Annotated in this window: 15 protein-coding genes and 2 pseudogenes; 9 read left to right on the forward strand and 8 right to left on the reverse strand. The window is 69.7% G+C overall.

The genetic code is table 11. The features are described 5' to 3' along the window. Positions 1–598: 598 nt before the first annotated feature. Both ACZ60B_RS25660 and ACZ60B_RS25665 read left to right on the forward strand, forming a co-directional pair. Positions 599–1,003 carry a nuclear transport factor 2 family protein gene (locus ACZ60B_RS25660; protein WP_469390767.1) on the forward strand — a complete coding sequence of 135 codons (405 nt, stop codon included), beginning with the start codon at positions 599–601 and terminating at the stop codon, positions 1,001–1,003. A gap of 1 nt (position 1,004) precedes the next feature. Continuing rightward, positions 1,005–2,030, forward strand: a complete 1,026-nt coding sequence (locus ACZ60B_RS25665) for an alcohol dehydrogenase (protein WP_469390769.1) — start codon at positions 1,005–1,007, stop codon at positions 2,028–2,030. A gap of 93 nt (positions 2,031–2,123) precedes the next feature. Here ACZ60B_RS25665 and ACZ60B_RS25670 read toward each other — a convergent pair whose 3' ends face one another. After that, entirely contained in the window at positions 2,124–2,714 is a 591-nt protein-coding gene (locus tag ACZ60B_RS25670; RefSeq protein WP_469390771.1) for a Dabb family protein, read from the reverse strand. A 522-nt stretch (positions 2,715–3,236) separates the two neighbouring features. Here ACZ60B_RS25670 and ACZ60B_RS25675 point away from each other — a divergent pair. From ACZ60B_RS25675 to ACZ60B_RS25685, 3 genes are read left to right on the forward strand one after another with little or no spacing between them, the layout of a single operon-like run. Further along, complete coding sequence (locus ACZ60B_RS25675) at positions 3,237–4,007, forward strand: hypothetical protein (protein ID WP_469390773.1); 771 nt, start codon at positions 3,237–3,239, stop codon at positions 4,005–4,007. Between the two features lie 35 nt (positions 4,008–4,042). Next, complete coding sequence (locus ACZ60B_RS25680) at positions 4,043–4,810, forward strand: SDR family NAD(P)-dependent oxidoreductase (RefSeq protein ID WP_469390775.1); 768 nt, start codon at positions 4,043–4,045, stop codon at positions 4,808–4,810. A 26-nt stretch (positions 4,811–4,836) separates the two neighbouring features. Continuing rightward, positions 4,837–5,223, forward strand: a complete 387-nt coding sequence (locus tag ACZ60B_RS25685) for a MerR family transcriptional regulator (protein ID WP_469390959.1) — start codon at positions 4,837–4,839, stop codon at positions 5,221–5,223. Between the two features lie 155 nt (positions 5,224–5,378). On the opposite strand, the gene ACZ60B_RS25690 is transcribed toward ACZ60B_RS25685, so the two are convergent. From ACZ60B_RS25690 to ACZ60B_RS25700, 3 genes are all read right to left on the reverse strand, one after another. After that, positions 5,379–6,398 (reverse strand): NADPH:quinone reductase, encoded by a 1,020-nt coding sequence (locus ACZ60B_RS25690; protein WP_469390778.1) that lies wholly within the window; start codon positions 6,396–6,398, stop codon positions 5,379–5,381. Positions 6,399–6,502: 104 nt separating this feature from the next. Next, on the reverse strand, positions 6,503–7,396 hold the full coding sequence (locus tag ACZ60B_RS25695; protein WP_469390780.1) for an aldo/keto reductase: 894 nt from the start codon (positions 7,394–7,396) through the stop codon (positions 6,503–6,505). Continuing rightward, complete coding sequence (locus tag ACZ60B_RS25700) at positions 7,393–7,950, reverse strand: TetR/AcrR family transcriptional regulator (RefSeq protein ID WP_469390782.1); 558 nt, start codon at positions 7,948–7,950, stop codon at positions 7,393–7,395. The genes ACZ60B_RS25695 and ACZ60B_RS25700 overlap by 4 nt, the downstream gene beginning before the upstream one ends. 518 nt (positions 7,951–8,468) lie before the next feature. Here ACZ60B_RS25700 and ACZ60B_RS25705 point away from each other — a divergent pair. Further along, positions 8,469–9,530: a sodium:calcium antiporter gene (locus tag ACZ60B_RS25705; protein WP_469390784.1), complete on the forward strand. Its 1,062-nt coding sequence runs from the start codon at positions 8,469–8,471 to the stop codon at positions 9,528–9,530. Positions 9,531–9,578: 48 nt separating this feature from the next. Here ACZ60B_RS25705 and ACZ60B_RS25710 read toward each other — a convergent pair whose 3' ends face one another. Then, positions 9,579–9,803 carry a hypothetical protein gene (locus ACZ60B_RS25710; protein ID WP_469390961.1) on the reverse strand — a complete coding sequence of 75 codons (225 nt, stop codon included), beginning with the start codon at positions 9,801–9,803 and terminating at the stop codon, positions 9,579–9,581. Between the two features lie 209 nt (positions 9,804–10,012). Between ACZ60B_RS25710 and ACZ60B_RS25715 the strand changes: the two are divergent. Then, positions 10,013–10,384 (forward strand): annotated as a pseudogene (locus tag ACZ60B_RS25715) (pyrroline-5-carboxylate reductase dimerization domain-containing protein); the annotation flags it as partial. 314 nt (positions 10,385–10,698) lie between these two features. Here the strand turns inward: ACZ60B_RS25715 and ACZ60B_RS25720 are convergent. Together ACZ60B_RS25720 and ACZ60B_RS25725 are read right to left on the reverse strand one after the other, a co-directional pair. Next, on the reverse strand, positions 10,699–11,289 hold the full coding sequence (locus ACZ60B_RS25720; protein WP_469390786.1) for an HXXEE domain-containing protein: 591 nt from the start codon (positions 11,287–11,289) through the stop codon (positions 10,699–10,701). Positions 11,290–11,562: 273 nt separating this feature from the next. Beyond that, positions 11,563–12,125 (reverse strand): annotated as a pseudogene (locus ACZ60B_RS25725) (transposase); the annotation flags it as partial. Between the two features lie 126 nt (positions 12,126–12,251). On the opposite strand from ACZ60B_RS25725, the gene ACZ60B_RS25730 reads away from it, so the two are divergent. Then, positions 12,252–12,641, forward strand: a complete 390-nt coding sequence (locus ACZ60B_RS25730; RefSeq protein ID WP_469390788.1) for a hypothetical protein — start codon at positions 12,252–12,254, stop codon at positions 12,639–12,641. Between the two features lie 140 nt (positions 12,642–12,781). Beyond that, complete coding sequence (locus ACZ60B_RS25735) at positions 12,782–13,891, forward strand: hypothetical protein (RefSeq protein ID WP_469390790.1); 1,110 nt, start codon at positions 12,782–12,784, stop codon at positions 13,889–13,891. 389 nt (positions 13,892–14,280) lie between these two features. Here ACZ60B_RS25735 and ACZ60B_RS25740 read toward each other — a convergent pair whose 3' ends face one another. Then, complete coding sequence (locus tag ACZ60B_RS25740) at positions 14,281–15,030, reverse strand: maleylpyruvate isomerase family mycothiol-dependent enzyme (protein ID WP_469390792.1); 750 nt, start codon at positions 15,028–15,030, stop codon at positions 14,281–14,283. Positions 15,031–15,226: the final 196 nt, after the last annotated feature.

Below are 15,226 nucleotides of genomic sequence, written 5' to 3' on the forward strand. Positions count from 1 at the left end.
GGGCGTGTTTCGAAAGTGGCGTCGTCCGCCCGAAGGGCGGGCCCGGCGGCGTCTGGTGCGTGCGATCGCAAGGCGGAGGGTCGCCCCGATACTGGATGTATCGGGGCGATCCCGACAACGCGGCTGGGGGTGCCCCCTCTGGGGGAGTGCGTGCCAGGCGTCGCCGGGCAGACGGGACTTTCGAAACACGCCCTAGTCTCGCCGTCTCGTTCGGGCGCTGCCGTCATCGGTACGGAGCCGTGGAAGTGCCTTCCCCGCCCCGGGCTCCGGGCTCCGGGCGGAGGGCACTTCCTCGGTGCGGAGCATCGAGTCCAGGTCGCCGGGCAGGTCCATGCAGCCGTCCCCCGGGCCGTAGCGTGGGACAGCGGCGGCGACTCCTCGACCGTCCGGCTGACCACCCTTCCATCGTCAGGCGTCCCGGGATCTTCCCGAGCGGCCGGGGTCTCGCCCCGGCAACCGGGGAGGATCCGAAACTGTGGATGTTCCGAAACCTACGTATCGTGGCACTGGACACCGTCGTTGATCGACGTGGCTCCGCATTGCTTTCCGGCTGCCTGCGCCCGGCTCCGTGCGCGGCACACAGAAGGCGGTTTCCCCCATGAGCGCCCTCGAAGAGAAGAACAAGGCTGTCGTCCTCGACGCTTTCGACACTTTGTTCAACAAGCGGGACTACGCCGCGGCCGAACGTTTCTGGTCCCCCGGCTACATCCAGCACAGCGCCCATATCGCGCCCGGGCGGGACGGGCTCTTCGACCTCGTCAGGAGCCTTCCGCCGGACCTGAGACACGAGTACGAGCTGGTCATGGCCGAGGGCGACATGGTCATGGTGCGCGGCCGCTTCTCGGGACACGCTCGGGTCGCCCCGTGGGTCGCCGTCGACTTCCTCCGCGTCGAGGACGGCGTCCTGGCGGAACACTGGGACGTCATCGAGCAGGAAGCCACCCGCGAACAGTCCCTGAGCCACCTGCCGATGTACGGCGACCACTTCCCCGAGGAGCGCTGAGATGAGTACGTATCGAGTCGCGCAGGTCACCACCCCGAACGGCACGTTCGAAATGGCCGAGCGAGAGACGTCGCAGCTGGGCCCCCGCCAGGTCAGGATCGCCGTGGAGGCGTGCGGCGTCTGCCACAGCGATGCGATCTTCGTGGGCAACGGGCTGCCGGGCCTCTCGTTCCCCGAGGTGCCCGGGCACGAGATCGCCGGCCGCATCGAGGAACTGGGCGCAGCCGCTCAGGACCAGGGATGGCAGGTCGGCGACCGGGTCGCGGTCGGCTGGTTCGGCGGCAGCTGCGGGCACTGCAAGCCCTGCCGTGAGGGTGATTTCATCGTGTGCCGGAGCCTTCAGGTCCCGGGATGGACGTACGACGGGGGATTCGCCGAGAAGGTCGTCGCGCCCGTGGACGCGCTCGCCCGGATCCCCGACGCGCTCTCGGCGGTCGACGCGGGACCGCTGGCCTGCGCGGGCGTGACGGTCTTCAACGGGCTCCGGCGCAGCTCCGCGCGGCCGGGAGATCTGGTCGCGGTGCTCGGCCTCGGCGGCCTGGGACACCTGGGGGTGCAGTACGCGGCCGCCATGGGCTTCGAGACCGTGGGAATCGCGCGCGGCGCCGAGAAGGCCGACTTCGCCAAGCAGCTCGGCGCCCACCACTACATCGACAGCACCTCCGGCACTCCGACCGCCGAGGCGCTGCAGTCCCTCGGCGGCGCCAAGGTCGTCCTGGCCACCGCGGGCAACTCCGAGGCGATCACCTCCACCGTGTCCGGCCTGGCCCCCCGCGGTGAGCTCGTGGTCATCGGAGCCGACACCGAGCCGCTCGGGGTCACCCCGGCCCAGCTCCTGCTGAGCGGCTACGTCGTCCGGGGGCACCCGTCCGGCACCTCACAGGACGTGGAGGACACCATGGCCTTCAGCGCCCTGCACAACATCCGCCCGATGACCGAGACCGTGCCGCTGGACCGCGCGGACGAGGCCTATCAGAAGATGCTCGCCGGCAAGGCCCGCTTCCGGATGGTCCTCACCGTCGGCTGACGCCCGGATCGACTCGTCACGGCCACGGCCCTCCCGATCAGGCGGTGGAGCATGCCCGGGCGGCGGAGGGTCCGCCGACGTGCCGGCGGACCCTCATGAACGACCTGGGCTGAAATCAAAGACGATGGCACCCTGAAGCAGCGGTCGGACGAAATTCTTGAACGACTCGTGTGCCGGGTCATAGAATTCCGGATCGGTGACAATGGGTTTTCCCACGTAGTAATTCCGATCTCCTTCGGATGCGAACGTCACGATGTAGCCCTGCTGCATCCCTCTCCCCAGCCCCTCTCCGCTTGACTGGGTGCCTGACTCCAGAGACGTGATGTACGGTCTGCCGTGGCGGACCGCATCGGTTCTCAGGGAACGGAACCGCCTCATCGTCTCAGCCTGTTTCTTTGCGGATGTACCCGGCTTGAATTCGAAAAGAACAATGTGCTGAACCTTGCCCGGCTTGTAGTACGCGGCAGTGAATTTCTTGGGACCGACGCGCGACAATTCCTCGCGCAGAGCCTTCGCCGCATCCGTGTCGACCTGGCTCGTCGGAGCCGGAGCGGCCGCCACGGAAGAACTCGCCTCGCCGCCTGCCGCTTCGATGCGCGCCTTCGCACATCCTGTCAGCGCGGCCATGGAAACAGCACTCGCAACGAGGAACCGGACGGTCGCAGACCGGATTTTTGTCACCATGAATGACTCTCCACCACTCGGAATTCACTTGCGGAACAGATCAGGGCAGCCCTGCCGGAGCCGTGGCTCAGGGTCACCACAAGGCCTGCCCCGCCGGCCGGCACGGAACGGCGCTGATCGCCCGGATGCGGCCGGTCATTCACCTGGACGGACAACAGCCGCCCCTCCGGCTCGCACGGCCCGTACGCCCCTCGCGCGTGCTGCCTCCCGCTCACGCGCCGGCCTGCCCCGACCGTCGAACGCGACACAGTCCGAGTGGCGCCCGGAACACCGAGCGCCTGCCACCCCGCCCGTAGGACCACGTCCATACGGGGGGGAGCGCGCACGCCTTCCACCACCACCAGGAGAATCCACCGACGACGGCTGACGCGAGCCTTCAAGTCGCCTGGCCTTCAGGCCATGAGTCTGGATGTCGAGCTCCAGGAGCTGGCTGCCCAAGAGGGACTCCACTCGGATCTGCTGCACCGTCTCGTCCACCACCCCGGCGCGCGTCGTTGCGTAGCTCTGCGGCGGGATCTGCCCATGGAGCTGATCGAGGAAATCATCGCGCTGGGCTCGGCCCGAACTCTCGCCGCCAACTCGTCGTTGCCCGCCGGGGTGAGAGAGCGACTGGCCGGACTGCCTCAGGCTGAGGTTCGGGCGGCGCTCGCCGCCAATGCGTCCGATGACCCTCCCGGCCTCCTCGTCCGGCTCTCGGAGGATGCCGATCCCGTGGTGCGCGAGTTCCTGGCGATGAACGAGCAGCTGGAACCACACATCCTCGCAAGCCTGGCTGCGGATCCGGAACCGCGGGTGCGCGCGTCGGTCGTCCAGCATTGGCGAGATGCACCCGAGCAGGTCCTTCGGGCGTGGTTGACCGACCCGGAGCCTGAGATCAGAAGGGCAGCCGTCCACGCGTACGCTCCGCCGTCGGACCTTCTGCCGGGACTGTCGGCCGATCGTGCGACCCGTGCCGCTGCGGTTCGGTATGCAGAGCCGTCAGCGGACATGGCCACCGATCCGGAGTCGGAGGTCTGGGAAGCCCTTGCCGACCATCCGGCCCTGCCCATCAGCCTCCGTGATCACTTGGCCGAGGACCCGGACATTTTCGTCCGCAATGCCGTCGCAGCCCGCGCCGACACTCCGTCCGCCCTGCGCGACGACCTGGCGACCGCACTGGAGACGGACGACCCCCGACCGAGGTGGTTCCTGGCCTTCGCCCGGCAGCCCGACGTCTGCCCAGCACCAGCTCCCACTCCCGCAGCGCGCAGTCGTGAGCAGGCGGAAGAGCTTCTGGCCGGAGCCGGTCTGTAGCTGCTTGACCTTGCCGCTGGCGGCAGGGTTGAACGATGACCGGCATGAACAGCACCGCACCGCGCAGCAGCAGGGTCGTCGCCGTCACCGGGGCCGGCACCGGGATCGGCCGGGCCACCGCCCGCGCCTTCGCCGCGGAGGGCGCCCAGGTGATCGCGATCGGACGGCGCGCCGAACCGCTCGAGGAGACCGCTGCCGGGCATCACCGGATCACACCGTTGGCCGCCGACATCACTGCCGAGGGCGGGCCCGAACGCGTCGTCCAGGCCGTACTGGAGGCCCATGGCCGATTGGACGTGCTGGTCAACAATGCCGGCATCGTGCGCGGCGGCGTTCTCGGCATGCTGGCGCCGGAGATCATCGCGTCGCAGCTTGCCACCAACCTGATCGCCCCCATCCTGCTGACCCAAGCTGCGCTACCGGTCCTGAAGAGGGCGCACGGGACGATCGTCAACGTCAGTACGTCGGTAGGGCAGCGGGCCTGGCCTGGCAACTCGGTCTATGCCTCGACCAAGACCGCCCTGGAATCGCTGACCCGCAGCTGGGCGGTCGAACTGGCACCCCGCGGGATCCGGGTCGTGGCCGTCGCCCCGGGCGCGATCGACACTCCCATGGGCGAACATCAGGGCCTGACACCGGAGCGCATGGCCTCAGTGCGGGAATGGCAGTTGGCACAGACTCCGCTGGGCCGGATCGGCCGACCCGAGGAGGTGGCCTGGGCGATCACCCAGCTTGCTGCACCGGCGGCATCGTTCGTCACCGGCGTCGTGATCCCCGTCGACGGCGGCGCGGTCGTGGCGTGATAGGAGTGGGCCGGGAGGTGGAACGGGTGCAGATCGGCGAGCTGGCCAGGACGACCGGTACGACCGCGCGTGCGCTACGACACTATGAGCAGGCCGGGCTGCTCTCCTCCGAGCGGGCCTCCAACGGCTACCGCGTCTACGGGAAGGAGGCGATCGTGCGGGTGCGCAACATCCGCTACCTGCTGGCCGCCGGACTCACCCTCGACGACGTGCAGGTGTTCCTGCCCTGCCTGGACGGCGACGTGGCTGCCGCCGAGCCCTCGGACAAGGGGCTGCGGGTCGCGCTGGAGCGGCTGGCGGTCCTCAACGAACGCATCGCGGCCCAGACCGAGGCTCGCGACCGGCTGGAAGCCGCGCTCCGGCAGAAGACCAGTGACCGATTCCGTCGCACGGCCCAACCGGTTGCCTCATGACAGAAGTTGAAGAACCGACGGGGCACGATGAGACGCCTTGAGGTGTGAAGTGGCCGTGGCGGGCCGGAGAGGGGGCGGGGGTGACGCCACCATCCGGCCGCACCATGCCGGGTTGCCCCGGCGGCCGCGCCGTCCGCGCGATGGCCGACCGGACGTCAGATCCGAACGTCCACCAGTACCTTGCCGACCGCGCGGCTCTCGGCCGCTCGGTGGGCGTCGGCGGTGCGGTCGAGGGGAAAGCGGGTCAGCGGCAGGCCGTGTTCCTCGCCGACCGGCAGCGCGCCGTCGCGCACTGCGGCGGCGACGTCCTGGGCGGCCGCGGCACGTGCCTCGGGGCCGGCGAAGTAGAGGATCAGGAACTGGAAGCGTGCGTTGAGCACCATGTTCTGCAGTACGTCCAGTTCGACCGGGGTGCCGCCGTCGTTGGCGTAGGTCGAGATCGTGCCGCGTGTTCGCAGTACGGCAAGGTCGAGGGCGAGGTTCGCGCCGAGCGCCACCTCGGCAATGATGTCGACGCCGTCCGGGGTGATCTTGCGGATGTCGGCGGCCGGGTCGCCCTCGCGGTAGTTGATCACGTGGTGGGCTCCGGCGGCGGTGGCCAGCCGTGCTTTCTCCGGGCCGCTGACCGTGCTGATCACGGTGGCGCCGGCCCATCGGGCGAGCTGGATCACCGCGTGTCCGACCGCTCCGGCCCCGCCCGCGGCGAGCACCACCTTCCCGCGAAGTGCCCCGGGCCGTAGCCGGCTCGGCCCGTCCTCGGCGACGGTGAGCGCCCGGTGCGCGGTCAGCGCGGGGACGCCGAGTGAGGCGCCGATGTCGAAGCCGACCTCGTCGGGCAGCGGCACGGCCTGTTCGGCGGGCACGACGGTGAACTCGGCGGCGGTGCCGGTGGGCCGCCCGGCGGCGGCCATGAACAGCCAGACGCGCTGACCGACCCGGCTGTGGTCGATACCCTCACCGACGGCGTCGATCGTGCCGGCGCCGTCGAGGTGCGGGGTGACCTCGAAGAAGTGTTTGGGGTGGCCGGCACCGGAGCGCGCCTGCCAGTCGGTCGGGTTGACCCCGGACACGGCGACCCGTACGCGCACCTCGCCGGGGCCGGGTTCGGGCACGTCACGGTCGACGTACTGGAGAACGTCGGCAGCGCCGTTGTCGCGATAGATGATGGCCTTCATGATCCGTCCTCGGTGTCGGACAGCGCGGGGTTTCCCGGCGGGGCTCGGCGGTTCCTGGAGTGTTCGGCGTGGGCGCGGCCGTGAGCCGGGCCGCGTGGTTCCGGTCAGCCGATGGTGACGTCGCTGGAGCGGGACTCGATGCCGTCGAGGGTGGCGAGGGCCGCGGCGTCGAGGGTGATCTCGCCGACCGCGACGTTGGCTTCCAGGTGGGCGGCGTTGGCGGTGCCGGGGATGAGCAGCACGTTCGGGGCGTGGTGCAGCAGCCAGGCGAGGCCGACCTGGGAGGGGGTGACGCCCAGGGACTCGGCGACGGCGTGCACCGCCGGCTCGTCGGTTGCCTTGGGCAGGCTGGGGAAGGACCCGCCGAGCGGGAAGAACGGCACCCAGGCGATGCCCTCGGCCGCGCACAGCCGCAGCATGTCCTCGTCGTCGCGGGAGACGAGACTGTAGGCGTTCTGGACGCAGACGACGCCGACGGGCAGGGCGCGGCGCAGGCCGTCGAGGGTGACGCTGCTCAGGCCGATCGCGCCGATCTTGCCCTCGTCGCGCAGGGCGGTCATCACCGCGAGCTGGTCGTCGAGGTCGACGGCCTGGTCCCCCTCGGGGCGCAGCCCGGGGCCGGCGTCCAGGCGGCGCAGGTTGACGACCGCGAGCCGGTCGACGCCCAGGCTGCGCAGGTTGTCCTCGACGCTGGCGCGCAGCTGCTCGGGCCGCTGTGCCGGACGCAGCGGCAGGTGCCCGCCGGGGTTGGGGTCGGCCCCCACCTTCGTGACGACCAGGACATCGTCCTGGGGGCGCAGTGCCTCGCGGATCACGTCGTTGACGAATCCGAAGCCGTAGAACTCGGCGGTGTCCACGTGGTCGACGCCCAGCTCGACCGCGCGGCGCAGCAGCGCCACGGCCTCTTCGCGGCGGTCGTGCAGGCGCTCGAGCTGCATGGCGCCGTAGCCGATCCGGAAAACGGTGCGGGCGGCTAACGAAGCGGTCAGAGTGATCATGACGCTGTCTCCTCGGTCGGTGTCCGCAAGGCGGTGTACAGCAGTTCGGCCTGGTAGAGCGCCATGACCCGGTGGGCGATCGGGGTGGCGCGCTCCCTGGCTCGGTCCGGCTCGTGGTGTTGGAGCTTCACCAGCCAGGCCGTGACGCAGTCGTGCAGCATCGCGCGCATCCGGTCGGTCATGTCGACGACGATGGCGCGGATGTCCGGGTCGGTGGTCGCCTCGCCCCAGGTCTGCACGCCGACCCGGGCCTCGGCGGGGTCGATCGCGGCGATCAGGCGGGAGAGCAGTTCGTCGGGGTCGGGTGGTGCGTCGACCGCGGCGTACTGATCGAGGACGTCGGCGCGTTTGGCGAGCACCTCGCAGGCGGCGGCCCGGACCAGGTCGGCTTTGTTGCGGTAGTGCGCATAGATCGAGCCGGTCGAGAGGCCGGACTCGGCACTGATGTCGGCGATCGAGGTCCGTTCCAGGCCGTTGCGGCTGAAGCAGCGGACGGCGGCCTCGGCGATCTGCGTACGCCTGAGTTCCTTGCGCGCGTCGGTGAGCCGAGGCACCACACCTCCCACAAAAAGAATCGCAGCTCTATTTGCGGAGGACACTAACAGAATCACAGATCTGTCAGTGACGGGTGCCTCTCGCCTACGTCATGCCGGGCGCCGGACCTCGCCCAGAACCGGGCCGCATCCCGCGGCGCCCGCCCTGCGGCACGCAGCGTCACGCCCTCGCCCCGGCGCGCACGACCAGCACACCAGCCGCATCATCGATAAGCCATTCACCAGCATGAAGTAACAGGTGTTACGTCTAATGCAGAAGCAAGTGTCACATCAGTGTGGCTTGATGCGTACGATGGGCAGTGCGAAGGGGAGCAGCCCCAGTACCGGTCGCCGACACACTGGAACCCCGCGTCGGGTTCCCGGCGACCGGGCCCGCACGTGTGACGTGTGCGGGTGGGCGAGACCTTCGGCCCGTTGCCGACGACGTATGGCGTGTCGGCGGGGTCGAAGCTGCCGCCATCCCTTTTTCGCTCGGTCGTCTCGAAGCCCCGCCGGTGCGGGAAGGCGGAACGAGACTTGTGATCCATTTCGTATTGCTGATCGTCTGCGCGGTTGCGATCTATCTCTCCTGCGAGTGGTTCGTCAACGCCGTGGAGTGGCTGGGCGAGCGCCTGAACGTGGGGAGGATGGCGGTCGGCACGATCCTGGCCGCGTTCGGCACCGCGCTGCCCGAATCGGTGGTCACCCTCGTCGCCGTCACCACAGGCGCCACCGAGGAGGCCAAGAACATCGGTGTGGGCGCCGCGATGGGCGGCCCGCTGGCGCTGGCCACCGTCGCCTACGGCGTGACCGGCGCGATGCTGCTGCTCAAGCGCCGTCGGGAGCGGGTCGGCGTCCTCGCCACCACGGGAACGCCCCCCTCGGACCCGGACGTCTGCCTGGATGCCGAAAACGTTCTGGGCAGTGAGAAGGACATGAAGCGGCTGGCCAAGGACCAGAAGTGGTTCTTGCCGATCTTCGTCGTGAAGGTGGCGCTCGGCCTCGTCGCCTTCGCGTTCAAGCCCGCTCTGGGCCTGCTGTTCTTCGCCGCCTACGCGGTCTACTTCTGGCGCGAGATCCGCGGCGGCCAGGACGAGGACGGCGAAGAGGAAGAGCTGGAACCGCTGAAGTTCCAGCCCAAGGCGGCCTCCCCCACCACTTGGGCCGTCATCGCCCAGACACTCCTCACCCTCACAGTGATCTTCTTCGCCTCGCAGCTGTTCGTGAAGCAGCTCGACGCCATCGGCCCCATGATCGGTCTGTCCGCGTCCGTGACGGCCCTGCTGCTGTCCCCCATCGCCACCGAACTCCCCGAGATCATGAACGCGGTCATCTGGGTGCGCCAGGGAAAGACCCGGCTCGCCCTGGCCAACATCTCAGGCGCCATGATGATCCAGGCGACCGTCCCCTCGGGGCTGGGCCTGCTCTTCACGGAATGGCACTTCGACGGCGCGCTCCTGTGGTCCGGCCTGATCACCATCGCGGCGATCGTCTACCTGCTGCTCACCATGCGCGCACACAAGCTCACCCCCGCACGCCTCGCCGCCACGGCCGGCTTCTACGTGCTCTTCGCCCTCGGTCTGGTCCCCATCCTGAGCTGACGATCGCTCGCGCATATCCAGCGGCCTGGGACCGCAGCGGGCAGGGACTCAGGCGGCGTTCCACCGGTGGGGGCGGGCGCCGCGCCATTCGACCCACCGGGCGTTGTCCAGGACAGGGTCGGGGTCGTCGATGCCTGCGTTCTGCAGGAAGACGACCAGGTCGTGGTCGCTGTGAGCGGTGCCGAGGATCTCGTCCCGGCCGTTCGCGCGCACCGTCACCCTCCGCCCTCCCGAACGGGAAGGAGGGTGCACGACGATCGGTGCGCGTCTGATGACCATGACATCCGCCGAGTACCCCACCGGCGCACCCGACGCACCGGCGGTGCTTTTGGCCTGACCGCCATTTCGGCGACCAGGTCCGGCATCGAGGACAGCCCGTGGGACCGGTTCGGCATGAGGCCGGCGGACGCGGACCGCCGGTCCCGCAACGTCCCTTGGGCGAGTTCCAGGACTTCTGCTCGGTCCGGGATCGTGGGCCGGGGATGGCGCAAGCCATCGCCCGGCCGCCCGCGAACCCGTGGGCATCATGGGCACGAGGTCGCGGGCGGACCCGGCCGTGCCACCGGTGTGTCTCCGGTCCAGGGACCAGACGGTTACGGGGCAGCCTCGCGAAAGAGCGCCAGAAGAGCGCCTGCCGACGGGGAATCCGCATCGAAGAACTGCACAGCCAGGGCGAGCAGCACGGCATTGACGAGAGTCAGGGGCGGACCGCGACGGACCTGGCATCCTGCGGCCCTGCCCTGCTGGCCGGTGCCGCTCGGGCCATGGTCGACGCGCAACAGGAACGAGGCGCCCCACTGTCGAGGGAACTGGCGCAGCAACTCGTCACGCAGGGCCTGCTCGCCCTGGGCCGACTGATCGAGGGGGGGTCCGATGGGACGACGTCATCCGCCGGGTCGCCGTTCCAGGAGGCAACACAGCCACAGGCCTGGAAGCCGCCCGGAACCAACTCACCGAGGCCTGGCAGGCCGCCTTCGGAGCAACCACGGACAATGAGTCCGCCAAGCCCGCCCCACGACTGGGGCCACAGCAGAGTCAGGGACCGTCACAAGGGCCGACGATCACCTGACCGCAAACTCGCCCGACGACTACTGCAACGACCGCTCACCCCATCTGCCGTCGGCCCGGAGCTTCACGCTCCCCCGCCCGAGCCCAGGCGACGGCGTGTTCACGTGCGACGCCCCCGTCCAGGTGATCGAGTCCGAGATGGTGTGCGGTTCCGGCCGACAGCCCGTCCCGCCATGACGTGCGTTGCGACCGTGGCAGCCGCGGCCAACGCGAGGCCCTGCACGACGTCGCGGGGACGCGCCGGGCGCAGCACCCCGGCCCGCCGCAGCCGGCCACGGGCCCACAGCGTGAAGGGAATGACCACCACCGGGGAGGTGGCCGAGCCCGGCGTGTATCCGCGGACCACGGCGGCCTGCGCCAGATGCACCAGACCGTGCAGCCCAAATCCGTTGAGGGCCCCCTGGTAGAAGGCGGAGCGCCCGCCGGTGCGGTACCCGTCGGCCGCCGCCGCGGCCACCACGACGGCCATCCCGGCAACCGCGGTCGCGAACTCTCGCTCGTCGACGGACTCCAGGTGCCGCCATATCCGATCCGGTACCCACGGAAACCGTCCTCGCAGCCCGGGCACCTCGGAACGCGCCCACCGCGGCACCAAGACCACTTCCTCCGCATCGTGCACTGCCCACGCAGCCAGCAACCCGAAACTCACACCCGCACCGACGCCACCCTGCCCGCCCTCAAATCCCCTCATGGACAAGCAGTCTCTCAGCACACCCGCCCCCACGAACAAGACGCAGACAACCCGCCACGACGCGGGCGAAGCAGCCACGGACCCCGGCAGCATCACCGAGAGAGGAAGACAGCCGATCGCTTTGCCAAGTCCTGTGCGTGCACGGCAGTCAGCAAGACCACGGCGCCTTGGATCAAAGTCCCCCTGCTGTTGCTGATGAACTGGGCGATGGCGTCACCGGGCTCGGAGGCATCGACGGTCGACAACGTCCAGATGATCTATTCCAGCGGGTCGGTGATCGTAGGCGATCAGCGAGCGTAGGACGGTTTGTCCGATGGCGTCGTTGTGCCGGACCGCGGCGGTCGGCGCGAGGTTGCGTTGCATGCCGCGGGCTATGACCCCTCCGGGTGTGCGCCCTCGGTGCCGTTCGAGGTGAGGCTGTCCCTTGAAGGTCTCGTTGATCGATTCGATGACCTGCCGCAGCGGCTTGAACAGGGCTGCGCCAGGCCGTTCCCGTTCACCTTTACGGACCGACCGTAGCAACTGGACTCCACATTCGGACAGTTCGGGTTCGAAACCACGGCTGAAGCAGTTCTTGTCGCCGATGAGAGTCTGTCGGGGGCACTCTCGCAGAAGCTCGCATTCGGCAGCCAGGAGGTCGAGGAGGGTCTCGCGTTCGCCGGCCTTGGCCCCGGTCAGGACGAAGGCGATGGGCAGGCCTGAAGGGTGCACACCAGGTGCGGGCGCAGGCCCCGGAAAAGGCGGCTGTGGCTGGCGCAGCAGCCGTATTCGACCCAGCCTGCCAGGTCGGAGCGTTTGACGGTCTCGCGGGAGCGGCCGCATTCCACCGGGGTGGAGTGTCTTCAGTCGTCGCATAGAGTGCTGTCGCGAGGGTGTCCACATCGTTCGTCACAAAACGATCTTGGACGCCCTCGTTCTCGTCTCCGCGGGCACCCCTCGGACCACACCACCAGGAGGAACCGGTGTCACACCCCCAGCTGCTCACCCCCGAGGAGAAGCTCGCCGACGCGAAGAAGCAGCTCAGCCTCCCGCGTATCGTCGTGATCTGTGGCTCCACCCGCTTCATGACCGAGATGACCGAGGCCGATCTGCGGGAGACCAAAGCCGGAAGGATTGTCGTCAAACCGGGCTGTGACATGAAGTCGCCGCACGAACTTTGGTCCGATCCTGTCGAGGCCGAGGCGCTGAAGGTTCGACTCGGCGATCTGCACCGGGCGAAGATCCGGCTCGCTGACGAGGTGCTCGTGGTCGGCGACTACATCGGAGACAGCACCCGGGCCGAAATCGCCTACGCCCGGTCGCTGGGCAAGCCCGTGCGGTTCACGCACCCCGAAGTCGACCCTGACGCCTGACCGCCCGCTGCCACCCCGACGACCAGGGTCGGCAGTCCGCCGCACGACCGGAGATAAGCGGTTCCCGCCACGGATGAGAAAACACGTTGGCCGACTGCCGACGAGCTGCGAGGATGCATCGGTTCCCAGGTGGAGGACATTTGTTCGTTTTCTTGTGTGCGGGGTGCGGCGCCGAGTTGACCACTCCGCTGACTCCGGTCTCACTGCCGGTCCACGCCCGTCAGAAGTACGGGAACGGGGCCCAGCTCCCGGTGCTCATGCAGTCGGGGACGTTTGCCGTGGACCCGGACCCCTGGGGCGGGCCGTGGCGGATGTGGGACGAGATCGATCCGGCCGAGGCGGAGGCACGCGGCATCTACGCGCCGGTCCACGCCCTCTCCGACAGCACACCCGGGGCGAGTCTCATCGCACCCGGTGACATCCGTGGAACCCGACTGATTCCGGAGAAGCGCGGCGGTGCCTGCTGCGGCCTCGACGGAGCCGACGGGCCCAACATGGCCTGCGAGACCTGCGGCCTCCCCGTGGCGACCAGGGTCGACGACTGTTCGCTCTGGCAGGCGGTGCGGCTCAGCTCGGACGCCGTGCACCGCGTCGCCGTCGGCGGTATACACCCCGCCCCCCTGTCCTGGGCGGAGCTGGCAGAGAAGGGGGAGGGAACGCCCCCGTTCGAGCCGATCGCCGCGTGGGGAGGACGGATGGGTTCGTACCACTACTGGTCGTGGAGTCCGCAGTGGGAGGCGGCAGCCGGCCATGCGCTCGCCCACCTGCTGGTTGCCTCCCAAGGGCAGCCGGTGGGGGTCCCGGGCGGACTGGCCACGGACGTGTTCCAACGCGCACTCGACGCCCTGTTGCCCGCCGGCCCCCCGAAGCGGCGTGCCGCCCTGGCCGGACCCGGACAGCCCTCCCCGGACGCGGGCGTCGACATCCTCCTCGTACCGGTCCACCCCCAGACAGGTCGGACCTGGACCCCCACCGGCCCGACTGCGTCGGCATACCTGGTGCCCCTCCCGCTGGGGGTATGGCTGTGGCTGGTCTCTCCCCAGCCGTACTTGCCGGTTCCCGCGTCGGGCCGCATACCCCAGGACGTCCTCCGCGACGACCCGCTCCCGCTGCTCCCCAACCGCCTGATCCGGGCCGACCGGGAAATTTTCCAGCACACCTTGGTCCGGCTACCGGCCGTCCGCAGCCCGTGGCTGCGCCCGATCCTCGAAAGCCTCCCGCAGGGTGCCTCGGCCGGCCTCCTCTTCTGACGTTGTGGCGGTGACGTCGTCAAGATGAGGCCGGTTCCGGGGGGGCATCCATTGACGAGGTTGCTGCGGTACAGGATCTGGCCGAGACCGTGCCGGAGCGTACTGATGAGGTGGTCGGAGTCAGTGAAGGCGGTGTCGATCCGGCTACTGCGCCGCAGCATGGACCAGACGCCCTCGCCGGGGTCGAGGTCCGGTGCGTGGCAGGCTGCCGCACAGTTCGCTCACCGAGATCGCGTCGTACGGCGATTCCCGCGCGTGCGCGGCCCGTACAGCCGCATGAGCGCCAAGGAGAGCGTGGTCCGCGCCGTCTGGACGCCGATCGTCGGCCGTCTCATGCGCGAGCTCGACCGGCGAAGGCGCCACGGTGTGCCGGCTCCGGCAGGTCGGGCTCAGGCCCAGCCCGGCGTCGGGGGGAGCGGCCACACCGGCGGGGTCGGTAGCGGAACGTCCGACCGCAGCCGCGTGTCCGTGCCGCGTCCGGCGAGCCAGGCGAGGATGGAGCGGCCCGAGCCGGTGACTGTGGCGCCGGATGGAGCCAGGGTCCAGGCGCGATCGAGGTCGGTGGCCTGGATGCGGGCAACCGGGAAGTCGCGTGCCGTGAGCGTGGCGATGGTGTCGTCGAGCGCCCATGTGACGTAGCCGGAAGGCCAGTCGGCTGTGGTGTAACCCAAGTCCAGGTCGACGTGGTGCGTCTCGAGTTCGCGTCGGCAGCGCTGGAGCGTGAACCAGGCGGGGTGTCGCCACCCTGCGAGCGCGGTGACCAGGGTGAACCAGCGTTCGGTCGGCATGGCTTGTGCCTCGTCGAGCAGCCGGTCGAGGCTGCCGCGCAGGTCGGCGACGAGTTCACCGGCGGAGCGCTCGGCACCCTCGCGCAGCGCACGGTCCAGAGCGGCGGCGTCTGCCCGTGGGCCGGGCTCCGTGCCGGTGCGGGCCAGTGCCAGCAGCCACCGGTAGACGTCGGCGCCGCGGGCGAGATGGGTGACGACGTGGCCGCGGCTCCAGCCCGGCAGCGCCGACGGCTCACGGGCCCGGAGGTCGGTCAACGAGCCGAGGCCGGCGCAGACGCCCGCGCCAGAGGCCCGGATCTCGTCGAGGAGGAGATCGATTTCGGCGAGTGCGCTGTCGGTGGTCCCGGTCACGGCGGCTACCTTACGGTCGGCCGACGAACGCATGTGGCCGTCCTCAGGACGCGCCTTGAACGGCGCCGGTAGCCGGGCGGCCGGGCGACGAGCGGTGCGGGTGGCAGCCGCCTCGTCCGTCTCGCCGAAGCCGCCGGCCGGGGTCGGCGAGGTGGTGGGCGCCGCCGCGAGGTGGGCCGGTGCGTCCGGGAGATCG

It is taken from the genome of Streptomyces sp. NPDC104096, assembly GCF_055584385.1.